A 25,204-nucleotide genomic window follows, 5' to 3' on the forward strand; every position below is an offset into this window, starting at 1 on the left:
TCAGGCGGAGAGCTTCTCGCGACCCTTGCGGCGGCGGCCGGCGAGGATCGCGCGGCCCGCGCGGGTGCGCATCCGCAGCCGGAAGCCGTGGGTCTTGGACCGGCGGCGGTTGTTCGGCTGGAAGGTGCGCTTGCTCACGGGGTACTCCTACGGCAGGACATCGGTGGTGCGGGCCCGCCGGTGGGCAGGCACGCTGCGGGGCACCGGCGAACGGCGACCGCCGCTGCGCAGCACCCCGGGAGGCTGGTCGCTGCGGGCCGTCCCCGCCGCCTCCGGACAGCGGACCCGCCGCACACCGGCGCCGGACCGTGTCAGGGCACCGCGACCGGCCCACAGACTCCGACCAGCATAGCCGAGGACGGCGGGCACCCGGGACGGCGACCGGGGAGGGCCCGCCGGGGCTCCGGAACGGCTCCCGCCACCTGCCGGACGGGCGAGCGTGCACCGCCTGGGCCGGGCGGGCGGTGTCGGCACGCCGACGGACGGTCGACGACACGCCGACCGACACGCGCACCGGCCGTCCCAGGAGTCCCCGACCGTCGTTGCCGGGCTGTGGACGAGGCTGTTAGCGTCGCCGTCGCTCCGGTCCGGGCAACCGCGTCCGGTCCGGGAGCCGACCACCCGGTCGACCCGACCGCCGCCCGCCCCGAGCCGCATCCCGATCTCCCTCCCGACCAGCGACGACGCACGGAGGCAGCCCGTTGGAGCGGGTGTCCGAGCGCCGGGTCGCCGGCCGTGCACAGCCTGTGGACACTCGTGTGGAACCCGTGTGTCCGGATGTCCACAACCGGGCAGCCGCGACCCGCGCGGAGCGGGCACCGGGCCGGCTCCCGGGACGTCGGGTGTGCCGACGACGGGGAACGAACTGCTTGGGGAGGACACGGTCATGGCCGATGCCACGGTCGAACTGGCGACGGTCTGGGACTCGGTCCGCGAACGGCTGGCCACCAGCCTGACCCGGCAGCAGAACGCGATGCTCAACCTCACCCGCCCGCTGGGGCTGGTCGAGGACACCGCGGTGCTGGCCGCACCCAACGAGTTCACCCAGACCGTGCTCGAGTCGCGCATGCGCCGGGTGCTGGCCGAGGCGCTGTCCGAGCAGTTCGGCCGCGACATCCGCGTCGCCGTGCAGCTGGAGGACAGCCCCGCCGACGTCCCGGCCGGGCGCGAGGAGCCCCCGCCGACCCGCCGGCCGTGGACGCCGTCGGCCGAGGGCCGGCCCGGCGACGAGGACCGCGAGCGGGCCGACGACGGGCGCAGCGCGTTCGGCGTCCGCAGCGACGCGCGCCCGCTGGACCGCTCCTTCGACGGTGCCGGCTACGAGCCGGCGCCCTCCTACGACGGCCCGTACGACCGGCCGGCCTACGACGCGCCGGCGGCCCCGGCCGGTGGCGAGCCGGCCGAGCGCCCGGGGACCGAGGACTGGGGCGCCACCGACTGGAGCCCCGCCGGCCGCAACCGCAGCAGCGGGCGCCGGCGCGGGCCGCGCCCCGGGGAGGGGGCCGAGGTGCTGCCCTTCGACCTCGGCGACGACGTCCCCGCCGGCCCGCCCGAGGACGACGACGTCCCGCCGCGGCGCAGCACCGGCGGCCGCGGGGGCGGCGGGGCGGTGCCGCTGTTCGGCGACCGCCGTCCGCCGGGCCTGGACCCGGGCCTGAACCCCAAGTACGTCTTCGACAGCTTCGTCATCGGCAACAGCAACCGCTTCGCCCACGCCGCGGCGGTCGCCGTCGCCGAGGCCCCGGCGCGCGCCTACAACCCGCTGTTCGTCTACGGCGACTCCGGGCTGGGCAAGACGCACCTGCTGCACGCCATCGGGCACTACGCGGCGCGGATGTTCCCCAACGTCCGGGTGCGCTACGTGAGCACCGAGGAGTTCACCAACGAGTTCATCAACCTGGTGCACTCCGGCCGGGCCGAGGACTTCCGCCGCCGCTACCGGGACATCGACTTCCTGCTCATCGACGACATCCAGTTCCTGGAGCGCGCCGAGCGGACGCAGGAGGAGTTCTTCCACACCTTCAACACGCTGCACAACGCCAGCAAGCAGATCGTCATCACCTCCGACCGCGCGCCGAAGAAGCTGACGACGCTGGAGGACCGGCTGCGCACGCGGTTCGAGTGGGGGCTGATCACCGACGTCCAGGCACCGGACCTCGAGACCCGCATCGCCATCCTGCGGAAGAAGGCCTACGGGGAGCGGCTGCAGGCGCCCGACCCGGTGCTGGAGTTCATCGCCAGCAAGGTGCAGACCAACATCCGCGAGCTCGAGGGCGCGCTGATCCGGGTGACCGCGTTCGCCTCGCTGAACAAGCAGCAGGTGGACCTGCCGCTGGCCGAGCTGGTGCTCAAGGACCTGATCAGCGACGAGCAGGGCCCGCAGATCACCGCGGCGATCATCATGGCGGCCACCGCCGAGTACTTCTCCGTGACGATGGAGGAGCTGCAGGGCTCCAACCGCAGTCGCACGCTGGTCAACGCCCGCCAGATCGCCATGTACCTGTGCCGGGAGCTCACCGAGCTGTCCCTGCCGCGGATCGGGGCCTCCTTCGGCGGCAAGGACCACACCACGGTCATGCACGCGGTCAAGAAGATCACCAACCTGATGAGTGAGCGCCGCGCGACGTACACGCAGGTCACCGAGCTGACCGCGCGGATCAAGAGCCGCGCCCGGCAGTGACGGCGGCGTCGTCCTCCCGGACGGCACCGCGGCCGCGAGCCGTCCCCCGGCCGAGCTGAGCCCACCTCCGTTCGCCGGGGACGGTGTGCGCCGGGGCCCGGGACGTGGCCGCGCGACGGTGCGCGGGCGCACGGCGTCGGGGCACAGGCGGGGGGGCCGTCCACCTGCGAGACGCCGGAGTGCCGCCGGCTGTCCACAGCCCGGGGACGACGGGCACACCGCTCCCCACCCCGCCATCGCGGGCATCCGGGCCGATCACCGGCCTCCCGGCTGTCGACAGGTCGAGGAGTTGTCCCCAGGGATGTGCACACCCTGGGGAGATCGCGACCGGTGCGGAAGCGCCCGGTCGCTCCGCACCCCTGGCACCGGGTGCCGTCCCCAGGCTCCTCCCCAGGTGTGCACGGAGCCGCCGTCTGCCGTGCTGAGCTGGGCTTTCGCCCGATCGCACCGCCCGGACCGGGGCGCGGTACCCGGAACGCCCGCCGGCCCTGGGCACGGACTGGGGATCGGGGGTGGGGAGACGGGGGACGGCGCGTGGACGACGGCCGGTCGCTGTGCACGGCCGTCGAGATGTCCACGTGTCGACAACAGCGGGACACCGGTTGCCCACACCGGACCAACATGTCGACTTCCGCGCTGACCTGCGCGAAGGGGCCCGATCCCCAGCTTCCACACCGGTGATGACGGAGATGAGGGAGAGAGATCCGGGTCTTCTCGAACCCCAGTAGGGGTGGGGAAGCTCCGGACCGGGGCGCCCGCGGGACGCTCCCGGGGCAGGGGACAGCAGGACGGCGAGGGCCTCGATCGGGTCCCGGGTTCCCCGCACGGTCGCCGGACGGGCACGATGAACGACGCACCGCGACCGGTGGGCACGGGCCGCACGGTGCACAGACAGCAGTGGACCGTGCAGAGCTGGGGTGGGTCGGTCATGGAGTTCCGGGTGACACGCGAGGTGCTCGCCGATGCCGTCGCGTGGACGGCGCGCAGCCTCCCGCCGCGGCCGTCGGTGCCGGTGCTCGCCGGCATCCTGCTCGAGGTGGACGGCAGCCAGCTGTCGGTGTCCGGCTTCGACTACGAGGTCTCCGCGCGCGCGGAGGTCGACGTGCAGAGCGGGGAGAGCGGACGCGTGCTCGTCCCCGGCCGGCTGCTGGCCGAGATCACCCGGGCGCTGCCGCCGCACCCCGTCGACGTCCGCGCCGAGGGCCCCCGGCTGTCCATCACCTGTGGCAACGCCCGCTTCAGCCTGCCCACGCTGCCGGTCGAGGACTACCCGTCCCTGCCGGCCATGCCGTCGTCGGCCGGGGTGGTCGACAGCGACGTCTTCGCCGAGGCGGTGGCCCAGGTCGCCGTCGCCGCCGGGCGCGACGACACCCTCCCGATGCTCACCGGTGTGCGGCTGGAGATCGACGACGACCGGGTGACCCTGGCCGCCACCGACCGCTACCGGCTGGCCGTGCGGGAGTTCGCCTGGCGTCCGGAGAGCGCGGGCGTCTCGGCGGCGGTGCTGGTGCCCGCGCGCACGCTGGCCGAGGCGGCCCGGACGCTGACCAGCGGGCCGGAGATCGTCGTCTCGCTGTCCTCCGGCGGCTCGGGCGAGGGCATCCTGGGCCTGTCGGGCAAGGACCGGCAGACCACCACCCGGCTGCTCGACGCCGAGTTCGTCAAGTACCGGGCGATCATGCCGAGCGAGTCGAGCGCGAACGCGACCCTCCCGGTCGTCCAGTTCACCGACGCCGCCAAGCGCGTGGCGCTGGTCGCCGAGCGGGGCACCCCGCTGCGCTGCGAGTTCACCCCGGGGCAGGTCACGCTGCGCGCCGGCGGCAGCGACGACGAGGGCCAGGCCGAGGAGCGCTGCGACGTCGAGTTCGACGGCGACCCGCTGACCATCGGCTTCAACCCGACGTTCCTGCTCGACGGGCTGGCCGCGGTGCACACCGGGCGAGCGCGGATGGACTTCACCAGCCCGCTCAAGCCCGCCGTGCTCTCCGGGGTCGAGGACCCGGCCGCCGACGACGGGGACGGCGCGTCGCGGCCCGCCGACCGCCCGGGCAGCTACCGGTACCTGATCATGCCGGTGCGGCTGCCCGGCTGATCGAAGGACCACCTCTCCCCCCACGCCTCGCGAGCTCGGCGCGGGCCCCTGAGGGGCGGGCCACCGGGCAGGGCCGGTGCGGCCACGGAGCGGGGCCGGCGTCGCCAGGTGTCCGGACCGGGCGTGTCCGGACCGGGTGTGTCCCGACCGGGAGGTGTCCCGAGCGGTGCGGCCGGGCACCGCACAGCGCGGGCGGCGCACCGGCGCGTGCGCCCGGGCCACGACGACCGCGAGGGAAGGACGAGAGCCGTGCAGCTGGGGCTGATCGGGCTGGGCAAGATGGGCGGCAACATGGCCGAGCGGGTGCGCCGCGCCGGTCACGAGGTGGTCGGGTACGACCGCACGCCGGGCAGACGGGACGTCGACAGCCTGGAGGCGCTGGTCGGCGCGCTGTCGGCACCGCGCGTGGTGTGGGTGATGGTCCCCGCCGGTGAACCGACGCGGCAGACGGTGCGCCAGCTCGGTGAGCTGCTCGAGCCCGGCGACGTCGTCGTCGACGGCGGCAACTCCAAGTTCACCGACGACAAGGTGCACGCGGAGATGCTGGGCGAGAAGGGCATCGGCTACGTCGACGTCGGCGTCTCCGGTGGCGTGTGGGGCCTGGAGAACGGCTACGCGCTGATGGTCGGCGGCTCCGGAGAGGACGTCGCCAAGGTGCAGCCGGTCTTCGACGCGCTCAAGCCGCCGTCACCGACCGACGCGTCGGGCCAGGCCGTCCCGGGCGCCGGGTTCGTGCACGCCGGCCCGGTCGGGGCCGGCCACTACGCGAAGATGGTCCACAACGGCATCGAGTACGCGATGATGCAGGCCTACGGCGAGGGCTACGAGCTGCTGGCCGCCGTCGACCTCGTCGAGGACGTCCCGGGCGTCATCGCCTCGTGGACCCAGGGCACCGTCATCCGCTCGTGGCTGCTGGACCTGCTGGTGCGCGCGCTGCAGGAGGACCCGAACCTGGAGAAGATCACCGGGTACGCCGAGGACTCCGGTGAGGGCCGGTGGACGGTCATGGAGGCCATCGACCACGCCGTCCCCATGCCGGCGATCGCCGCCTCGCTGTTCGCCCGCTTCTCCTCCCGGCAGGAGGACTCGCCGACCATGAAGGCGGTGGCCGCGCTGCGCAACCAGTTCGGCGGGCACTCGGTGCACGCCGTGCAGTCGCAGGAGGTCGAGCGCCCCGCATGAGGAAGGACCCCCTTGCCCCCCGCACGTCGGCCCTCGTGCAGGGTCCCGCCGCGAGCCGGCGAGCGGTGGGGGGCACGAGGGTCCTTCGTCTGCAAGGGGGCCGTTCCCTCCGGTCACCGGAGCGCCGTTCCCGCACCGCACCGGTGGGCCGGGTCTGAGGTGTACGTCCGGCACCTCCAGCTCGTCGACTTCCGCAACTGGGAGAAGGTCGACCTGGCGCTGCGACCCGGCCCCACGGTGTTCGTCGGCCGCAACGGGGAGGGCAAGACCAACCTCGTGGAGGCCGTCGGCTACCTCGCGACCATGAGCAGCCACCGCGTGTCGGCCGACGCCCCGCTGGTGCGGCACGGCGCGTCGCAGGCCGTCGTCCGGGCGGCGCTGCGGCGCGAGGACCGGGAGCTGCTGGTCGAGGTGGAGGTGAACCCGGGCAGGGCCAACCGGGTACGGGTGAACCGGGCCGCGCTGCCGCGGCCCCGCGAGCTGCTGGGCCTGGTCAAGAGCGTGCTGTTCGCCCCGGAGGACCTCGCGCTGGTGCGCGGCGACCCGGCGGAGCGGCGGCGCTTCCTCGACGACCTGCTGGTCAGCCGCACCCCGCGGCTGGCCGGCGTCCGCAGCGACTACGACCGGGTGCTCAAGCAGCGCAACGCCCTGCTCAAGACCGCCCGGCTGGCCCGCGGCGACGCCCTGGCCACCCTCGACGTCTGGGACGCCCACCTCGTCGAGCTCGGCGGCCAGCTCCTGGCCGCCCGCCTGGCGCTGGTCGCCGACCTGGCGCCGCACGTGGCCCGCGCCTACGCCGGCGTCGCGGGCGCCGGCGCGGCACCCGCCGCCCTCGGCTACGCCGGCAGCGTGCCGCTGGCCGGCGACGGGTCACCGCCGGCCCCCGGCGTCCCGACGCCGACGGCCGCCGAGCTGTCGGCGGCGCTGCGCGAGCGGATCGCCGAGCGGCGCCGCGAGGAGGTCGACCGCGGGGTGACGCTGGTCGGCCCGCACCGCGACGACCTGGTCCTGCACCTGGGGCCCGCACCGGCCAAGGGCTTCGCCAGCCACGGCGAGTCCTGGTCGCTGGCGCTGGCGCTGAAGCTGGGCTGCTTCGGCCTGCTGCGGGCCGACGACGAGGAGCCGATCCTGGTCCTGGACGACGTCTTCGCCACCCTGGACGCCGGGCGGCGGGCCGCGCTGGCCGAGGTCGCCCGCTCGGCGGAGCAGACGCTCATCACCGCGGCCGTGCTCGACGACGTGCCCGAGGAGCTGAGAGGAGCGCGCGTGGAGGTCTCCGACGGGACGGCGACGCTGGTCGAGGCGGCCGACCGTGGCTGAGCAGCGGCCGGCCCGGCCCAGCGACATCGCCCGCGCCGCGCTCGAGGCGGCCCGGGCGGCGTCGGCGGCGCGGCCGGCCCCCACCCGCCGCCGGGTGGCCGGGCCGCGGCGGAACTGGACCGGGCCCCGTCCCGGCGACGACGACCCGCAGCCGCTGGCCCGGCTGGTCGACTCCCTGGTCAGCACGCAGGACTGGTCGGAGCAGACGCGGGTCGGGGCGGTGTTCGGGCGCTGGTCGGCGCTCGTGGGCGCGGACATCGCGGCCCACTGCCGCCCCGAGACGCTCACCGAGGGCGAGCTGCTCGTCGTCGCCGAGTCCACCGCCTGGGCCACCCAGCTGCGGCTGCTGGCGCCGACCATCCTCGCCCGGCTGCGCGCGCAGGTCGGCGGGGACGTCGTGACCCGGCTGCGCGTTGTCGGACCGACGGCCCCGAGCTGGAAGAAGGGCCCGCGGTCGGTGCGCGGGCGGGGGCCACGCGACACGTACGGATGAGGGCGTGCCCGGCAGGAGCCGGGCGCCCGGGAGGACGGTGCAGCGATGAGCGGCCCGCACGAGCACGACCGCGGCGAGCACGACCGCAGCGAGCACGACCGCGACGGCGGTGGCCGGCCCGACGGCTGGCAGGAGCCGGCCCACCTCGGTGACGGGGACGGCAGCGGCGGCCGGGGGGACGACGGGGTCGACCTGACCAAGGGAGGGCCGGCCGCCGGCTCCGGTGCCGGCGCCTGGCGGCCGGCCGGCTGGGACCTGCCGCCGGCCGGGGACGAGCACCGGCCCACCGGTCCGGAGGCCGCCCAGCAGGTCGCCGCCGAGCAGCCGGGCGGGCTGCTCCGGGGCGGCCGGCCGCGCCCGCCGTCGGTGGTCGAGCAGGTGTTCCGCTACCAGGGCGACACGGTGGGCGCGCAGGGCTGGGCGCTGCAGCACGGCTGGACCGTCTCCGACGGCACCGCGCCGGAGGACGCCGTCCTCGCCGAGCTCGTCGCGACCGCACCGGTCCGCGCCACGAAGGACCACCGGCCGGCCGGGGTGATGCGCGGGCGGGCCGGGTCGCTGGAGCTGGTGGCCTTCGACGTCGTCTTCGCCGACAAGCGGTACACCGTTCCCCAGTGGGCGGTCACCGCCGCGCCGGTGCTGCTGCCGCTGCCGGGCCTGCGGCTGTCCCCGGCCCGCTTCTGGCGGCACGGCACCGGCGGGCTGGTGCAGGTCCCCAGCGGGGACGAGGCGTTCGACGCGCGGTGGCTGCTGCTGGCCGCCGAGGACGGCGACGCGGTGCGCCGGCTGGTGGCCGACCCGGCCGTGCGCGGGCTGCTGCTGGGCACCGACGACGGCGACGAGTTCTGGGTCGCCGCCGGGCACCTCGCGGCGATCCGGCCCGACGGCCACCGGCCCGAGCTGCTCGAGCACCACGCGCGGCTGCTCGGTGCCATGGTCGCCGCCCTGGCCGGCGTCGCCTGAGCCGGCGTCCGGCGACCGAGCCCGACGTGGCCACCACCGCCGACGGAGCCGGAGCCGCCGAGGGACCGCCGCCGGACGGGCCGCCGCCGGCCGGCCGGCCGCCGAGCCCGGGTCCGGCCCCGGGTCCGGTGGCCGGGCTGCGGGAGCTGCTGCCGCTGGTCCGGCCGCACCGCCGTCCGCTGCTGCTGGCGGCCGGGCTGTCGCTGGTCGGTGCGGCCGCCGCGCTCGCCCAGCCGGCGCTGACCGGCCGGGTCATCTCCGCCGTCGGCGCGGGCCGGCCGCTGCTGCCCGCGGTCGCGGCGCTGCTGCTGGTCCTGGTCGCCGGGGCGGTCCTCAACGCGCTGCAGTCCTACCTGCTGCAGCGCACGGGGGAGGGCGTGGTCCTCACCACCCGCCGCACGCTGGCCGACCGGCTGCTGCGGCTGCCGGTCGCCGAGTACGACCGCCGCCGCACCGGCGACCTGATGTCCCGCATCGGCGCCGACACCACGATGCTGCGGGCCACGGTCACCTCCGGCGTGGTCGAGGTGGTCGGGTCGGCCGTCGTCGGCGTCGGCGCGCTGGTGGCCATGGCACTGGTCGACGTGTGGCTGCTGCTGGTCACCGTGGCCGCCGTCGGGGTGGGGCTGGTCGTGGTGGTGAGCACCAGCCGGCGGGTGCGCCGGCTGTCCCGCCAGGCCCAGGAGGAGGTCGGCGCGATGACGGCGGCCGTCGAGCGGGCGCTGTCGGCGGTGCGCACCATCCGGGCCAGCGGGGCCACCGCCCGCGAGGTGAGCGGCGTGGGGGAGAGCGCGGCGCGGGCCTACCGGGCCGGCGTCTCGGTGGCCCGGGTGCAGGCGCTCGTGGCGCCGGCCGGGTCGATCGCCGTCCAGGGGGCGTTCCTCGCCGTCCTGGGCCTCGGCGGCTACCGGGTGGCCACCGGCTCGATCGCCGTCGCCGACCTGGTCGCGTTCATCCTCTACCTGTTCCTGCTGGTCATGCCCCTGGGGCAGGCGATCGGGGCGTGGACGCAGCTGCAGACCGGGCTGGGGGCGCTGGCCCGCGTGCAGGAGGTCCTGGCGCTGGAGCCCGAGCGCGACGACGTCCCGGAGGTGGGCGCGGCCGTGACGGTGCCGCGCCGTCCGGCGCCGGGCGCCCCGCTGCTCGACCTCGACGACGTCTCCTTCGCCTACCCGGACGGCACGGAGGTGCTGCGGGGGGTGTCCCTCGCCGTGCCGGCCGGCAGCCGGGTGGCCCTGGTCGGCCCCTCGGGCGCGGGCAAGTCCACGGTCCTGGCGCTGGTCGAGGGCTTCTACCCGCTCACCGGCGGGGTGATCCGGTGGGCCGGCACCGACGTCCGGGAGCTGCCGCGCGCGGGGCTGCGGGCCCGGCTGGGCTACGTCGAGCAGGAGGCGCCGGTGCTGGCCGGCACGGTGCGCGAGAACCTGCTGCTGGCCTCGCCACACGCCGCCGACGACGAGCTGTGGGCGGTGCTGGCCGACGTCGGCCTGACCGGGGTGGTGCAGCGCTCACCCCGGGGCCTCGACGTCCCGGTCGGCGACGAGGGCGTGCTGCTGTCGGGCGGGGAGCGGCAGCGGCTGGCGATCGCCCGGTCGCTGCTGGCCCGCCCGGCGCTGCTGCTGCTCGACGAGCCGACGGCCAGCCTCGACGCCCGCAACGAGGGGCTGCTGCGCGAGACGCTGGCCGCCGCGGCCGCCGACCGCGCGCTGCTGGTCGTCGCCCACCGGCTGTCCACCGTGCTCGACAGCGACCAGATCGTCGTCCTGGACGCCGGCCGGGTGGTCGCCCGCGGGACGCACGCGGAGCTGGTGGGGTCCAGCCCGCTCTACCGCGAGCTGGCCGCCGCCCAGCTGCTGGTGTGAGCAGCGACGCGACGATCAGGGACCCTGATCGTCGCGCGTCCTCCCTGACGGTGGGCGGTGCGGGAGGACGCGCTGCGGTGCGGGAGGACGCCGCCCGGCCCGGCCCGTCCAGCGGTGGGGGAGGACGGCCCCGCCGTCAGGCGGCGCGGTCGGTGGCGGCGCGCTCGTCGCCGGCCTCGAGCGCCTCGGCCGTGCGGCAGATGTTGCGGATCATGCTGCCGAAGACGATGCCGTGGAACGGCGAGATGCTCCACCAGTAGAGCTGGCCGAGCAGGCCCAGCGGGTGGAACGTCGCCTTCTGCCGCAGCCGGGTGCGGCCGGAGCCGGCTCGTTCCACGTGGAACTCGAGCCAGGCCAGGCCGGGCAGCCGCATCTCCGCGCGCAGCCGCAGCAGCAGACCCTCCTCCAGCTCCTCGACCCGCCACCAATCCAGCGCGTCGCCGACGTGGAGGTCGCTGGGGTCGCGCCGTCCCCGGCGCAGGCCGACGCCGCCCACCGCGCGGTCCAGCCACCCGCGCACCTCCCAGGCCAGCGGGAAGCTGTACCAGCCGGCCTCCCCGCCGATGCCCTCGACCACCCGCCACAGTGCCTCCGGCGAGGCGTCGGTCTCCCGGGTCCGCTCGTCGAGGTAGAGGCTGCCGCCGGCCCAGTCCGGGTCGCTGGGCAGCGGGTCCGACGGCGCCCCGGGCACCGAGGCCCCGGTCCACCGGGTGTCGACGGCGTTGTTGCGGACCTTCAGCACCGCCAGCCGCACCGCCTCGTCGAACCCGAGCAGCCCGCCGGGCGGGTCGGGCACGTACCGCGCGATGTCGTGCTCGGAGCAGACGACGGTGTTGCGCAGCGACTCGACCAGCGGCCGGGCGATGGCCGCCGGCACCGGGGTGATGACGCCGACCCAGTGGCTCGACAGCGACGGCGAGAAGATCGGGACCGGCAGGATCCGCCGTCGCGGCAGGCCGGTCACCTCGGCGTAGCGCTGCATCATCGTGGCGTAGTCCATGACGTCGGGGCCGCCGATGTCGAAGCAGCGGTGCACGTCGGGCGGCAGCGTGGCGCACCCGACCAGGTAGCGCAGGACGTCGCGGACGGCGATCGGCTGGATGCGGCTGTGCACCCAGCGGGGCGTCACCATGACCGGCAGCCGCTCGGTGAGGTAGCGCAGCATCTCGAACGACACCGACCCCGAGCCCAGGACGACCGCCGCCCGCAGCACCGCCGTCGGCACGCCGGAGGCCAGCAGGATCTCCGCGACCTCGGCCCGGCTGCGCAGGTGCGGGGAGAGCTCCTCGTCCACCGGCTCGAGCCCGCCGAGGTACACCAGCCGCCCGACGCCGGCCTCCTCCGCGGCCCGGGCCACGACCTGCGCCGTCCGCCGGTCCTTCTCCTCGAACTCCGGGCCGCTGCCGAGGGAGTGGATGAGGTAGTAGACGACGTCGGCGCCCGCACAGGCCCGGCCGACGGCGTCGGGGTCGGTGGCGTCCCCCTCGGCCATCTCCACCCGCCCGCTCCACGGGACGTCGCGCAGCTTGCGCGGTGAGCGGGTGAACACCCGGACGCGGTGGCCGGCGGCCAGGAGCTCGGGAACGAGGCGGCCCCCGACGTAGCCGGTGGCGCCGGTGACCAGACAGGTGAGTGCACGCTCGGCGGGCTGCATGTCGACCAGTCTGGGAGCCCCTGACGGACGGCGCCGTCCGGTCGACCTGCCCAGCGGCCCTGGGCGGGCGTGTCGCCCCCCGGGCCAACACAGGTGGTGCAGTCGGTGCCGCGAGTGGCGCAGACGCCGCGTCAGGGCGTGGACGGCGGCATTCCTGTCGGTGGACCCGGTAACATGGAGGACAGGAATCCCCAGCATCCGGCTCAGTGGCGCTGTGCGCCCCCGGGGCCCCTCCACGTCCGGAGGCGCCCGCGCCGGGAGCGCGACAGAAGGGCCCCACGTGGTCGCTCGGACCCAGACCGACAACAGCTACTCCGGCAGCTCCATCACCGTCCTCGAGGGGCTCGAGGCGGTCCGCAAGCGGCCCGGCATGTACATCGGCTCCACCGGGGAGCGCGGCCTGCACCACATGGTGTGGGAGGTCGTCGACAACGCCGTCGACGAGGCGCTGGCCGGCTACTGCGACACCGTCCGCGTCACCCTGCTGGCCGACGGCGGCGTCCGCGTCGAGGACAACGGCCGCGGCATCCCGGTGGACATGCACCCCGTCGAGAAGCGCCCGGCCGTCGAGGTGATCATGACCGTCCTGCACGCGGGCGGGAAGTTCGACGGCAAGAGCTACGGCGTCTCCGGCGGTCTGCACGGCGTCGGCGTCACCGTCGTCAACGCCCTGTCCACCCGGCTCGACGTCCGGATCTGGACCAACGGCAGGGAGTGGCAGCAGTCATACACCGAGGCCAAGCCCGGCCCGCTGGAGGAGGTCGGCCCGACCCGGAAGCGCGGTACCGCGATCACCTTCTGGGCCGACGGCGGCATCTTCGAGACGACGACCTACTCGTTCGACACCATCAACCGCCGCCTGCAGGAGATGGCCTTCCTCAACGCCGGCCTGACCATCGTCCTGCGCGACGAGCGCCCCGGCCACGGCAAGGCCGAGACCGGTGTGGGCGAGGAGTCGCTGGCCACCCTGGCGGCGCCGGTGGAGGCCGACGAGGAGGCCTTCGAGCCGACCGAGATCACCTACCGGTACGACGGCGGCCTGGTCGACTTCGTGACCCACCTCAACCGGCGCAAGACCGCGATCCATAAGTCGGTCATCGGCTTCTCCGCCGAGGGCACCGGGAAGAACGACATGGCCATGTCGGTCGACATCGCGATGCAGTGGTCCGACGCCTACTCCGAGTCGGTGCACACCTTCGCCAACGTGATCAACACCCACGAGGGCGGTACCCACGAGGAGGGCTTCCGCGCGGCGCTCACCTCGATCGTCAACCGGTACGCGGTGGACAAGAAGCTGCTCAAGGAGAAGGACGACAAGCTCACCGGCGACGACATCCGCGAGGGCCTGGCCGCGATCGTCTCGGTGAAGCTGGGCGACCCGCAGTTCGAGGGGCAGACGAAGACCAAGCTCGGCAACACCGAGGTCAAGGGCTTCGTGCAGCGGATCTGCAACGAGCAGATCGGCCACTGGTTCGAGGCCAACCCGACCGAGGCGAAGACGATCATCACCAAGGCCGCCTCGGCCGCCCGGGCCCGCCGCGCCGCGCAGGACGCCCGCAAGCTCGCCCGCAAGAGCCTGCTGTCGGTCAGCGGCCTGCCCGGGAAGCTGGCCGACTGCCGGTCCACCGACCCGCGCAACTCCGAGGTCTACATCGTCGAGGGGGACTCCGCCGGCGGCTCGGCGAAGTCCGGCCGCGACTCGATGTACCAGGCGATCCTGCCGATCCGCGGGAAGATCATCAACGTCGAGAAGGCGCGCATCGACCGGGTGCTCAAGAACACCGAGGTCCAGTCGATGATCACCGCCTTCGGCACCGGCATCCACGACGAGTTCGACCTCACCAAGCTCCGCTACCACAAGATCGTGCTGATGGCCGACGCCGACGTCGACGGCCAGCACATCAGCACGCTGCTGCTGACGCTGCTGTTCCGCTTCATGCGGCCGCTGGTCGAGGGCCAGTACGTCTACCTGGCCAAGCCCCCGCTCTACAAGATCAAGTGGGGCGGCAAGATCGGTGACGAGTACGCCTACAGCGACCGGGAGCGCGACGCGGTCGTGCGGGCCGGCGTCGAGAGCGGCCGCAAGATCAAGGACGAGATGATCCAGCGGTTCAAGGGGCTCGGCGAGATGAACGCCAGCGAGCTGTGGGAGACCACGATGAACCCCGAGACGCGGATCCTGCGGCAGGTCACCCTGGAGGACGCCGCCGCCGCCGACGAGATCTTCAGCGTGCTCATGGGCGAGGACGTCGAGGCCCGCCGCAGCTTCATCACCCGCAACGCCAAGGACGTCCGGTTCCTCGACGTGTGAGGCAAGGACCCCCGTGCCCCCCACTGCTCGCACGCTCGCGGTGGGTCCCTGCACGGGGGCCACACGGCGCTGATCTGCGACCCCATTCTTCGACTGTGGAGAACTGAACCGTGACCGAGACACCGAGTCGCGACCGCGTCGAGGCGGTCGACCTCCAGCAGGAGATGCAGCGCAGCTACATCGACTACGCGATGAGCGTGATCGTGGGGCGCGCGCTGCCCGAGGTCCGCGACGGGCTCAAGCCGGTGCACCGGCGGGTCCTGTTCGCCATGTACGACCAGGGCTTCCGCCCCGACCGCGGGTACGTCAAGTGCGCCCGTCCGGTCGCCGAGGTGATGGGCAACTACCACCCCCACGGTGACTCGGCGATCTACGACGCCCTGGTGCGGCTCGCCCAGCCGTGGTCGATGCGCTACCCGCTCATCGACGGCCAGGGGAACTTCGGCTCGCCGGGCAACGACCCGGCGGCGGCCATGCGGTACACCGAGTGCCGGCTGACGCCGTTGGCCATGGAGATGCTGGCCGGCATCGACGAGGAGACCGTCGACTTCCAGGGCAACTACGACGGCCGCACCCAGGAGCCGGTCGTCCTGCCCTCGCGCATCCCGAACCTGCTGATCAACGGCTCCGCCGGCATCGCGGTCGGCATGGCCACGAACATGCCGCCGCACAACCTGCGCGAGGTGGCCGAGGCCGTCTTCTGGATGCTCGACCACCCCGACGCGGAGCCGGAGGAGGCCCTCACCGCCTGCATGGAGCGGATCAAGGGGCCCGACTTCCCGACCCACGGCCTGATCGTCGGCCGCGAGGGCATCGAGGACGCCTACCGCACCGGCCGCGGCTCGGTCCGCATGCGCGCGGTGGTCACCGTCGAGGAGGACGCCCGCGGCCGGGTGCAGCTGGTCGTCACCGAGCTGCCCTACCAGGTCAACCCGGACAACCTCGCCGAGGCGATCGCCGAGGGGGTCAAGGAGGGGCGGCTGCAGGGCATCAGCGAGATCGCCGACGAGTCCAGCGACCGCGTCGGGCGTCGGCTGGTCATCACGCTGCGCCGGGACGCCGTCGCCAAGGTCGTGCTGAACAACCTCTACAAGCACACCCAGCTGCAGACGTCGTTCGGCTGCAACATGCTCTCGATCGTCGACGGCGTGCCGCGCACGCTGCGCCTCGACGAGCTCGTGCGGAACTGGGTGCTCCACCAGATCGAGGTCATCCAGCGGCGGACCCGCTACCGGCTGCGCAAGGCCGAGGAGCGCGCGCACATCCTGCGCGGCTACGCCAAGGCCCTCGACCAGCTCGACGCGGTCATCGCGCTGATCCGCAACAGCGAGTCCGCGGAGGCGGCGCGGACCGGTCTGATGGAGCTGCTCGACGTCGACGAGATCCAGGCGGTCTCGATCCTCGACCTGCAGCTGCGCCGGCTGGCGGCCCTGGAGCGGCAGCGGATCCTCGACGAGCTGGCCGAGATCGAGGCCCGCATCGCCGACCTGCAGGCCATCCTCGACTCGCCGGAGCGGCAGCGGCAGATCGTCCGCGACGAGCTGGCCGAGATCGTCGCGAAGTACGGCGACGACCGGCGCACGCAGTTCGTCGCCAACGACGGCGACGTGTCGATGGAGGACCTCATCGCGGAGGAGGAGGTCGTCGTCACCATCACCCGCACCGGCTACGCGAAGCGGACCAAGAGCGACCTCTACCGCTCCCAGCGGCGCGGCGGCAAGGGCGTCATGGGCGCCCAGCTCAAGCAGGACGACATCGTCGACCACTTCTTCGTGGGCTCCACCCACGACTGGATCCTCTTCTTCACCAACAAGGGCCGGGTCTACCGCGCGAAGGCCTACGAGCTGCCCGAGGCCAACCGCACCGCGCGCGGCGCGCACGTGGCCAACATCCTGGCGTTCCAGCCCGACGAGAAGATCGCCCAGGTCATGCAGATCAAGGACTACGGCGTCGCTCCGTACCTGGTCCTGGCCACGGCGAACGGCCAGGTGAAGAAGACCCGGCTCACCGACTTCGACTCACCTCGCACCGGCGGCGTCATCGCGATCAACCTGCGCGAGAGCGACGAGCTGGTCGGCGCGGCGCTCATCGACCCCGACCAGGACCTGCTGCTGGTCACCCGCAAGGCGATGTCGATCCGGTTCAAGGCCGACGACGCCACGCTGCGGCCGATGGGCCGGGCCACCGAGGGTGTCCGCGGCATCGCGCTGTCGCCGGACGACTCCCTGCTGTCGATGATGGTGGTCGAGGAGGGTGTCGACGTGCTGGTCGCCACCGAGCGCGGCTTCGCCAAGCGCACCGGCATCGAGAACTACCCGCCGCAGGGCCGCGGCGGCAAGGGCGTGCTCACCGCCGACCCCAAGGCGCGCAAGGGCAACCTGGTCGGGGCCCTGGCGGTGCGGCTGGGCGACGAGCTCTACGCGATCACCTCCGGCGGCGGCGTCATCCGGACGCCGGTCAACGGCGTGCGCCACAACAAGGACCGGGCCACCATGGGTGTCAAGCTCATGAACTTGCCCGAGGACGTGACGATCGTGGCGATCGCCCGCACGACGGACAACGACGAGCCCGCCGCCTAGGGTGGGACCCGGAGCAGGGGGGACCGTGGCCGCGCGCCACGCGTCCCCCGGGCCTCCTGACGGGAACCGGCGCCCGGGCGCCTCCGGCACCGAGCCGGGGCACCCGGACGCGAGAGCGCGGCGAGGGCCGCAGGCGAACGGGAGACTGGCATGAGCGACCGGCCGCAGGCGGTGCGCACCGGGGTCCGCCCGGACGGCGCGCCCGGAGCGGACAGGGCGCCCGGGGCAGACCCGTCGCCGACCGCCCCGGTGGGCTCCCCGCCCACCGGCGCCTCCGCTGCCGGCGCGTCCGCTGCCGGGACCTCGGGGTCCGGCGCCCCGGGGACGCCTGCCGCGGGGGCTCCCGCCGCCGATTCCTCCGCCGTCGGTGGATCGCCCGCGGGCGCCTCCCCGGCCGCCCAGCCGGCTCCCGGCGGCGCGCCGTCGCTGAGCAAGCCGGCCACCGGGCAGGCGCCCGCCCAGCAGGCGACCCGGTCGCCGGCCGGCGCTCCCGGCGTCCCGCCGGCCGGCCCGGCCGCCAGCTCGTCGGCCACGCCGGGCTCGTCGGCCACGGGTTCGTCGCGCACGGAGGGTTCGTCGCGCACGGACCCGTCGGGTACCACGCAGACCATCACCCCGGGCTCCGCCCCGCCGCCGCTGGCCGCGGCCCACGGCGGCCAGCAGCTGACCGGCGGCCAGCAGGTGACCGGCGGCCAGCAGGTGACCGGCAGCCAGCAGGTGACCGGCAAGGCCGCCAAGCGCGGCGCGCGCGGTCCGCGACGGGCCCGCCTGCAACTGCGACACATCGACACCTGGTCGGCGCTGAAGATCTCGCTGGTCCTGTCGATCGCGCTGTTCTTCATCTGGATGGTCGCGGTCGGGATCCTCTACGGCGTCCTGTCCGCCGTCGGCGTCTTCGACACGCTCAACGACCTGTTCGGCCAGCTCGGCACCGCGTCGGGCGGCGAGGGCGGCGGCGAGGTCATCACCCCCGGCATCGTCTTCGGCGGCGCCTCGGTGGTCGGCGCGATCAACATCGTGCTCATGACCGCGCTGTGCACCGTCGCGGCGTTCATCTACAACCTCTGCGCCGACCTGGTCGGCGGCCTCGAGGTCACCCTCGCCGAGCGCGACTGAGGAAGGCCCCCTCGTCGCGGCGGCGTGGGCGCCAGGTAGGCTGGTCGAGGTCCACGGGCCTGTAGCTCAGGCGGTTAGAGCGCATCCCTGATAAGGATGAGGCCGGAGGTTCAAGTCCTCCCAGGCCCACCCGTGTACCGGTGCCCCGGCGCCGGACGGCCCCGTCGTCACGGCGCGGGGGCGCCGTCGACCGCAGGAGGTACCGCGTGTTGAAGAAGCTGGCTCTAGCCGCCGTCGCGGCCGCCGGTGTCGCCGCCGTCCGCCGTCGCTCCGGTGCAGCGGGCGCGGGCGCCAAGGCCGAGGCGGATCTCTGGCACGAGGCCACCAGCGGCCCGCAGGCCGTCAGCCGGCCCACCACGCGCTGACCCCCGGCCCCTCGGGGCCGTCCGGGGCACAGCTCCCGGGGACGTAGCTCAATTGGCAGAGCACCGCCTTTGCAAGGCGGGGGTTAGGGGTTCGATTCCCCTCGTCTCCACCCTCTCGGCAGCCCGCTGAGCTGCGTCTTCCGTCCTTCGAGGCCGTACGTGGCAGCCTCTCCGGCGGGCGTCCGGTCCGCCCGAGTCCGCAGTCGGTCCGCACGCGCAGCCCTCGGGCTCGTCGTCATCGGGTGCTCCGGTGTCACGATCCCGCTCGGAGTGGCCGGTCCCTCGACGGGCGCCTCGACGCGCGCCTGGCCGCCTCGTTCCACCGGCATCGCTCGAGCCTCGGCCCGGGGATCGAGCCCGCCTCAGGCCGGCACGGTCGCCGGGCGGACGGCGGCGGCCCGGTCGCTGAGCCAGCCCAGCAGCTGCTCGGGCGGCAGCGGCCGGCTCAGGTGGTACCCCTGCACCTGGTCGCAGCCGAGGTCGGCGAGCGCGTCCACGGTGGCCTGGTCCTCGGCGCCCTCCGCGACCAGCACCAGCCCGAGGGCGTGCGACAGCTGCAGCGTCGAGGTGACGATGGCGGAGTTGCGAGGGCTGTCGATCATCGTGCCCACGAACGCGCGGTCGAGCTTGAGCTCGGTGACCGGCAGCTCGGCGAGGTAGGCCAGGCTGGAGTAGCCGGTGCCGTAGTCGTCGATCGCGATGCCCACCCCCGCGTCCCGCAGCCGCCGCAGCACGCTGACGGCGCGCTCCCGGTCCTCCATGAGCAGGCTCTCGGTCACCTCGAGGACCAGTGCGGACGCCGGCAGGCTGTGCGCCTGCAGCCGCTGGGCCACCTCCTCGGGGAAGCGGTCGTCGACCAGGTTCGACGGGCTCACGTTCACCGCGACGCTGAGCCGGTGGCCCAGGTCGGACCAGGCCCGCGCCTGGGCGAGGGCGAGGTCGAGCACGGCGACGGTCAGCTCGCCCATGAGCCCGGAGGACTCGGCCAGCTCGATGAAGGCGTCGGGGAACAGCAGGCCGTGCTCGGGGTGGCGCCAGCGCACCAGCGCCTCGGCCCCGACCACGTGGTCGCCGTCGAAGGCGAGCTTGGGCTGGTAGTGCAGCACCAGCTCACCGCCGGCGATCCCCCGGCGCAGCTGGTCGGCCAGCTCCAGGCGGTGGCGGCCCTGCCCGTCGCGGGCCTCGTCGTACAGGGCCACGCCGGTGCGGCGGCGCTTGGCCGCGTACATCGCCAGGTCGGCCATCTGCAGCAGCTCCTCGGCCCAGTGGGCCTGCGCCGGGCCGACGGCGATGCCGATGCTGGCGTCCACGGTGAGGTCCATCGAGCCGGACCGGAACGGCTGCTGCAGCCGCGTGCGGATCCGCTCGGCCAGCGCGGTGGCGCCGTCGGCGTCCAGGTCGCGGGCGAGGACGACGAACTCGTCGCCGCCCAGGCGGGCGAGGACGTCGGTCGCGCGCAGGTCCGGGACCAGCCGGGGACCCACCTGGCGCAGCAGCTCGTCGCCGGCCGCGTGGCCCAGCGAGTCGTTGATCTCCTTGAACCGGTCGAGGTCGATCAGCAGCACGGCCACCTCGCCCCCGGCGGTCAGCTCGGCGTCGAGGGGCGCCAGCAGCTCGTACACGCCGCGCCGGTTGACCAGCCCGGTGAGCTCGTCGGTGCGGGCCTGGCGGCGGCTGTCGGCCAGGGCCTTGACCACGCGGAAGGACAGGCCGGTGCGCGCCAGGGCGGCCAGGACCGCCCCGATGGCCAGCCACCCGGCCAGTGGCTCGCCGGTGCCCAGGTAGCCGTACAGCAGCAGCGCCAGGGCGCCGACGGCACAGACGCCGGGCAGCACCAGCGCCTCGGTGCCCTCGCGGCGCCGGGCCCGCTCGCCGGCGGGACGGCGGGTGGCGGCCGCGCCGAAGCAGGCGAACGCCAGCGCCCAGCCGAGGTCGACCGGGCCGCCGTCGACGTAGGTGCCGTGGGCCAGCTGGAAGGCGTAGACGGTGTCGACGACGACGAACAGGCCCATGCCGCCGGAGATCCACCACCACGCGGCGCCCGCGCCGCGGCCGATGACGGCGATGCCGCCGCCCACCAGCGTCAGCAGCGCGAGGTCGGCCACGGGGTAGGCGAGGCCGACCAGGACGACGTCCAGCTTGCCCTCGGCCGCGCGCACCGCCGCGCCCAGGGCGAAGGCCGCGCCGGCCGCGGCGACGGTCAGGCCGACGACGAGACCGTCGAGCCACACGCCGGCGCCCAGCCGCGTGACCCGGGTCCGCAGCATGCCGGTCAGAGCGGCGTACACGAACGGGTAGAACAGGACCCAGCCGAGGTCCGACCACGCCGGGTAGGGGACCACGGCGAGGTCCTGGTAGCGCGCGTAGTAGACCAGGGTGCCCGCCAGGAAACAGGCCAGACCCAGCCCGAAGGCGGTCCACGCACGGCGGTCCTGGTGCGAGGCGGCGGCCCGGCAGAACGCCAGGCCGATGACGGCGGCGACGAAGACGGTCTGGCACCACCCGTCCAGGACGAGGGAGAAGCCGGCCTCCGACCGGACGCCGGGCAGTAGGGAGACCGTGTACGGGACGCCGCAGCCGGCCGCGACCACCGCCAGGGCGCGACGGAGGACCCGCGAGCGGTCGGCAGCCGGCCGGGGAGCGGGCGTGGAGGAGCGGAGCACGGACAGGCCATCGACGGCGAGGCGCGTCTCCTTGACGGGACCGTCCCGGAACACCCCCTCAGGGGGAGCCGCACGGTCCCCGCGCCCGGCCGCTCAGCAGGCCGGGCGCCGCCGTCCCCGGGCCGGCGGCAGGAGCAGCGCGACGCCGGCCGTGAGCTGCCGGCCGGTGGACACCAGGGCCACACCGGCCGGAGCAGCCGCTGCTCGTCCCGCGGGACCGTCCGGGCACGGGATGGGAGAGTGGACGTCGTGACCGAAGCGACTCCTGCACGCCGTGCCGTGCTCCACACCAACCACGGCGACATCACCGTCGACCTGTTCCCGGACCACGCGCCCAAGACGGTCGCGAACTTCGCGGACCTGGCCGAGGGGCGCCGCGAGTGGACCCACCCGCGCACGCGCGCGAAGACCACCGACCGGCTCTACGACGGCACCGTCTTCCACCGGATCATCGACGGCTTCATGATCCAGGGCGGCGATCCGCTGGGGCAGGGCATCGGCGGCCCCGGCTACCAGTTCGGCGACGAGATCCACCCGGAGCTGGCCTTCACCCGCCCCTACCTGCTGGCCATGGCCAACGCCGGCCCCGGCACCAACGGCTCGCAGTTCTTCATCACCGTCGCCGCCACCCCGTGGCTGACCGGCAAGCACACGATCTTCGGCGAGGTGGCCGACCAGGCCGGCCGCGAGGTCGTCGACCGGCTGAGCAAGGTCGCCACCGCCCGCGGCGACCGGCCGGTGGAGGACGTCGTCCTGCAGTCGGTCGAGGTGCAGCGCAGCTGACCACCTCCCCGTCCGACGGGGGCGCCGGCGACGTCCCACCGCCGCCGGCGCCCCCGCCGACCACCTGCTACCGGCACCCCGACCGGCCGACCGGGGTCCGCTGCACCCGCTGCGGCCGGCCGATCTGCCCCGAGTGCATGACGCCGGCCTCGGTCGGCTTCCAGTGCCCCGACGACGTCCGGGCGGGCAACGCCGGCGTGCGCCGCGTCCGGCCGGTCCCGCGCTGGACCGCCGCCCGCCGCCGCTTCGGCCCGGTGACCACCACGCTCGTCGCGGTCAACGTCGTCGTCTTCCTCATCACCGCCGTCTCCGCGGTCTCCGCCGGTGAGAGCGCGCTGGAGAACTGGCGCTCCCCGGTCTTCCAGGAGTTCTCCCAGGTCCCCGTCCTCGTCGACGTCTTCGGGCAGGACTGGCGGCTGATCACGGGGGCGTTCCTGCACATCGGGATCACCCACCTGCTGCTCAACATGCTCAGCCTGCTCGTCTTCGGCCCCGAGCTGGAGGCCCGGCTGGGCTGGTGGCGCTACCTGGCGGTCTACCTGGTCTCCGCCCTCGGCGGCTCGGTGGCCATCCAGCTCTTCGGTGAGCCCGGCCGCCCCGTCGCGGGGGCCTCGGCGGCCCTCTACGGCCTCCTCGGCGCCTTGGGCGTCCTGATGCTCGTCGCCCGGCAGGACCTGCGCGGGCTGCTCACCCTGCTGGCCATCAACGTCGTCATCAGCTTCCTGCCGGGGGTCTCCCTGCTCGGGCACATCGGCGGGTTCGTCGCCGGTGTCCTCGCCACCGGGCTGCTGGTCCTCGGCCGGCGCCGCACGGGGCTGCAGGCGGCCGGGCTGGTCCTGCTCGCCGCCGTGCTGGTGACCCTCGCACTGGCGGTCCCGGTCCCCGTGGTGGTCCTCGGCCTCTAGAAGGACCCTCCTGCCCCCCGTCACTCGCTGGCGCTCGTGGCGGGCCCCTGCAGGAGGGCCGCCCGCCCCCCACCGCTCGCGAGCTCGCGGCGGGCCCCTGCCGGGCGGCCGTTCCAGCACGTCACGATGGGCGGAGCGCCTGCAGGGCCTGGGCGACAGCGGCCGGGTCGGTGCCCAGGTCACGGCGGCCCAGCAGCACCAGCGTCCCGTCGTCGTCCGGACCGCCGGCGGTGTCGAGCTCCAGCAGCCGCGAGCGCACCCCCAGCCGGCTGGTCGTCCGCAGCCGCACCCGCAGGCCGGGCCAGGGCAGCCGCGTCCGGCCGGTCAGCGTCCGGACCTCCACGCCGCCGTCACCTGCCGACAGCCGCGGCCGCAGGGCCACGTCGCGGACGGCGAGGCCGAGCAGCAGCAGGCCCGCCGCGCCGACCAGCACCCTGCCGACGACGTCGAGCCCCACGGCGGCCAGTCCGAGCAGCGCGCCGGCGACTGCCAGGGTGACCGTCTCCGCCGTCCGCGCCGACCACTGCACGTCCCCAGCCTCCCAGGCGACCGCGGCCGGGCGTGGCCGCGTCCGTCCACAGGCCCGCGTCCCTGGGGACGGCCGCCCGCCGGGCGGCATTCCCCCTGCTCACCGCGCGTGTCGACTCCTCGATACCGAGGGGACGATTGCGCTGGGTGACCGTCCGTCCGCAGCTGCTTGTCGGCTTGTCCCCAGCTGGGTACACACCTGGGGACAAAGCACAGAGCTGTAGTTACTCGGCCGCTCTTCTCGTCACACGCGGCCCACCCGCCACATCCGCCCAGCTCAGCGACGTGTGGTCGAACAGGCGTTCTCCACATGTGGTGGACAACCCTGGGGGTGGAGCGCCATGTCGACCTGTGGACGGGCCGACCGCCTGTGTACAGCGGCCGCTGCCCCCGGGGGACCGGCGTCCGGTCGGCTGGTGTAGACCCCCCGGACACGCGAGAGGCCCCCGTCCCCGGGGGGACGAGGGCCTCGTCGCGCAGTCGCCGGCCCCTCCGCGGGGCCGGCCGTCAGCGCCAGCGCATCGACATGACCAGGCCGAGCACCATGGCGCCGAAGCCGATGGCGAAGTTCCAGGCCGACAGCGACACCATGAACGGGATCTGGTCCCCGGCCACGTAGTAGACGACGATCCACAGCAGCCCGAGCACCATGAGCGTGACCATGAGCGGCGCGTACCAGCGCGGGCTGGGCCGGGCAGCACGCGCCTGCGATGCCTGGGACCGCAGCACGCCCTCCGGCGGCGTGTAGACCGACTTCTTCCGCACCTTCGACTTGGGCACTCGTACCGACTCCTGCTCCCCGGGGCACCGGTCCGTCGCGACCGGCACGCACTCGTCCCAGCCTAAGCTGCGGGTGGACCAGGGCGGTCCGCACGCGGGCCCTCCCTCCCCCCACGTGTCCCTGGAGGCCCCCGTGACCCCGCCCCCGACACCCGGGACCCCGCCGCGCGGGCGCTCCGCGTGGGGCGCCCTCGTGCCCGTGGTGGCGCTGGCGGCGGGGCTGCTGTTCGCCACCTCCAGCCAGACCTCCCAGGGGTCGGACCTGCGCGCCGGCGACGTCACCGAGCTGTCCACGCTGATCGCCCAGCGCAACGAGGTCATCGCCGACCAGGAGGCGCAGCTGCTCGACCTGCAGCGGCGGGCGGAGGCGCTCACCGACCAGGCGGCCTCCCGCGACGGCGCGGTCGCCGCCGCCCAGGCCTCCGCGGACGGCGGCGCGCTGTCGGCCGGGCTGGTGGCCCTGCGCGGGCGCGGCGTCGAGATCACGCTGGACGACGCGCCGCGCCGTCCCGACGGGAGCCTGCCCACCGGGGCCCGGCCCGACGACGTCGTCATCCACCAGTCCGACGTGCAGGCGGTGGTGAACGCCGTGTGGGCCGCCGGCGCCGACGGCGTGGCGATCATGGGCCAGCGGCTGGTGGCCAGCAGCGCCGTCCGCTGCGTGGGCAACGTGCTGCTGCTGCACGGCCGCACCTGGTCGCCGCCGTTCGTGGTGACCGCGATCGGGGACCCCGCCACCATCCGCACGCAGCTCTACGCCTCCCCGCAGGTGCAGCTGTTCCTGCAGGCCGTCGACGACTACGGGCTGGGCTTCGCCTTCCGCGAGCAGGCCGACCTCACGCTGCCGGCCTACGACGGCCCGCTGGCGATGCGGTACGCCACGGCGGCCGACGGCTGAACCGGGGGCGGGTGCACGGCCCGCCGGTGT

The 25,204-nt window shown here is 74.6% G+C and carries 19 protein-coding genes and 2 tRNA genes; 16 read left to right on the forward strand and 5 right to left on the reverse strand.

Translation table 11 applies throughout. The features are described 5' to 3' along the window. Nucleotides 1-138: a 50S ribosomal protein L34 gene (rpmH, locus tag ACU616_RS08175; protein WP_040338882.1), complete on the reverse strand. Its 138-nt coding sequence runs from the start codon at nt 136-138 to the stop codon at nt 1-3. A 748-nt stretch (nt 139-886) separates the two neighbouring features. Between rpmH and dnaA the strand changes: the two genes are divergently transcribed. The 7 genes from dnaA (at nt 887) to ACU616_RS08210 (ending at nt 10,592) form a co-directional block, all read left to right on the forward strand. Further along, nucleotides 887-2,680 (forward strand): chromosomal replication initiator protein DnaA, encoded by a 1,794-nt coding sequence (dnaA, locus tag ACU616_RS08180; RefSeq protein ID WP_446757977.1) that lies wholly within the window; start codon nt 887-889, stop codon nt 2,678-2,680. A gap of 904 nt (nt 2,681-3,584) precedes the next feature. After that, nucleotides 3,585-4,772: a DNA polymerase III subunit beta gene (gene dnaN, locus ACU616_RS08185; protein ID WP_446757978.1), complete on the forward strand. Its 1,188-nt coding sequence runs from the start codon at nt 3,585-3,587 to the stop codon at nt 4,770-4,772. 138 nt (nt 4,773-4,910) lie between these two features. Further along, entirely contained in the window at nt 4,911-5,954 is a 1,044-nt protein-coding gene (gene gnd, locus ACU616_RS08190) for a phosphogluconate dehydrogenase (NAD(+)-dependent, decarboxylating) (protein ID WP_446757979.1), read from the forward strand. Nucleotides 5,955-6,113: 159 nt separating this feature from the next. Then, entirely contained in the window at nt 6,114-7,274 is a 1,161-nt protein-coding gene (gene recF / locus ACU616_RS08195; protein WP_446757980.1) for a DNA replication/repair protein RecF, read from the forward strand. Then, on the forward strand, nt 7,267-7,767 hold the full coding sequence (locus ACU616_RS08200; protein ID WP_446757981.1) for a DUF721 domain-containing protein: 501 nt from the start codon (nt 7,267-7,269) through the stop codon (nt 7,765-7,767). Before recF ends, ACU616_RS08200 begins: the two co-directional genes overlap by 8 nt. Nucleotides 7,768-7,812: 45 nt before the next feature. Continuing rightward, on the forward strand, nt 7,813-8,730 hold the full coding sequence (locus ACU616_RS08205; RefSeq protein ID WP_446757982.1) for a hypothetical protein: 918 nt from the start codon (nt 7,813-7,815) through the stop codon (nt 8,728-8,730). A gap of 26 nt (nt 8,731-8,756) precedes the next feature. Beyond that, nucleotides 8,757-10,592, forward strand: coding sequence for an ABC transporter ATP-binding protein (locus ACU616_RS08210; protein WP_446757983.1), 1,836 nt, complete (start codon nt 8,757-8,759; stop codon nt 10,590-10,592). A 136-nt stretch (nt 10,593-10,728) separates the two neighbouring features. Here ACU616_RS08210 and ACU616_RS08215 read toward each other — a convergent pair whose 3' ends face one another. Then, a complete protein-coding gene (locus ACU616_RS08215; protein ID WP_446757984.1) occupies nt 10,729-12,246 on the reverse strand; it encodes an SDR family oxidoreductase in 1,518 nt (505 codons plus the stop codon). Nucleotides 12,247-12,526: 280 nt separating this feature from the next. On the opposite strand from ACU616_RS08215, the gene gyrB reads away from it, so the two are divergent. The 6 genes from gyrB (at nt 12,527) to ACU616_RS08245 (ending at nt 18,727) form a co-directional block, all read left to right on the forward strand. Further along, nucleotides 12,527-14,557, forward strand: coding sequence for a DNA topoisomerase (ATP-hydrolyzing) subunit B (gene gyrB, locus ACU616_RS08220; RefSeq protein WP_446757985.1), 2,031 nt, complete (start codon nt 12,527-12,529; stop codon nt 14,555-14,557). Nucleotides 14,558-14,667: 110 nt separating this feature from the next. Beyond that, complete coding sequence (gene gyrA / locus ACU616_RS08225) at nt 14,668-17,136, forward strand: DNA gyrase subunit A (protein WP_446757986.1); 2,469 nt, start codon at nt 14,668-14,670, stop codon at nt 17,134-17,136. A gap of 150 nt (nt 17,137-17,286) precedes the next feature. Continuing rightward, nucleotides 17,287-18,252 (forward strand): DUF3566 domain-containing protein, encoded by a 966-nt coding sequence (locus ACU616_RS08230; RefSeq protein WP_446757987.1) that lies wholly within the window; start codon nt 17,287-17,289, stop codon nt 18,250-18,252. A 55-nt stretch (nt 18,253-18,307) separates the two neighbouring features. Then, nucleotides 18,308-18,381: transfer RNA gene (locus tag ACU616_RS08235), tRNA-Ile, on the forward strand. Between the two features lie 77 nt (nt 18,382-18,458). After that, nucleotides 18,459-18,617, forward strand: a complete 159-nt coding sequence (locus ACU616_RS08240) for a DLW-39 family protein (RefSeq protein WP_446757988.1) — start codon at nt 18,459-18,461, stop codon at nt 18,615-18,617. Between the two features lie 37 nt (nt 18,618-18,654). After that, nucleotides 18,655-18,727, forward strand: a tRNA-Ala gene (locus tag ACU616_RS08245). Between the two features lie 252 nt (nt 18,728-18,979). On the opposite strand, the gene ACU616_RS08250 is transcribed toward ACU616_RS08245, so the two are convergent. After that, complete coding sequence (locus ACU616_RS08250) at nt 18,980-21,334, reverse strand: putative bifunctional diguanylate cyclase/phosphodiesterase (RefSeq protein WP_446757989.1); 2,355 nt, start codon at nt 21,332-21,334, stop codon at nt 18,980-18,982. Nucleotides 21,335-21,529: 195 nt separating this feature from the next. On the opposite strand from ACU616_RS08250, the gene ACU616_RS08255 reads away from it, so the two are divergent. Next, nucleotides 21,530-22,063 (forward strand): peptidylprolyl isomerase, encoded by a 534-nt coding sequence (locus ACU616_RS08255; RefSeq protein ID WP_091368626.1) that lies wholly within the window; start codon nt 21,530-21,532, stop codon nt 22,061-22,063. Between the two features lie 137 nt (nt 22,064-22,200). Continuing rightward, nucleotides 22,201-22,968, forward strand: coding sequence for a rhomboid family intramembrane serine protease (locus tag ACU616_RS08260; protein ID WP_446757990.1), 768 nt, complete (start codon nt 22,201-22,203; stop codon nt 22,966-22,968). A 121-nt stretch (nt 22,969-23,089) separates the two neighbouring features. Here ACU616_RS08260 and ACU616_RS08265 read toward each other — a convergent pair whose 3' ends face one another. Both ACU616_RS08265 and crgA read right to left on the reverse strand, forming a co-directional pair. Then, on the reverse strand, nt 23,090-23,497 hold the full coding sequence (locus ACU616_RS08265; protein WP_446757991.1) for a PH domain-containing protein: 408 nt from the start codon (nt 23,495-23,497) through the stop codon (nt 23,090-23,092). Between the two features lie 506 nt (nt 23,498-24,003). Next, nucleotides 24,004-24,276: a cell division protein CrgA gene (gene crgA, locus ACU616_RS08270; RefSeq protein WP_446757992.1), complete on the reverse strand. Its 273-nt coding sequence runs from the start codon at nt 24,274-24,276 to the stop codon at nt 24,004-24,006. Between the two features lie 133 nt (nt 24,277-24,409). Here crgA and ACU616_RS08275 point away from each other — a divergent pair, with 133 nt between their 5' ends. Further along, entirely contained in the window at nt 24,410-25,174 is a 765-nt protein-coding gene (locus ACU616_RS08275; RefSeq protein ID WP_446757993.1) for a DUF881 domain-containing protein, read from the forward strand. Nucleotides 25,175-25,204: the final 30 nt, after the last annotated feature.

Source organism: Geodermatophilus sp. URMC 62, assembly GCF_052931475.1.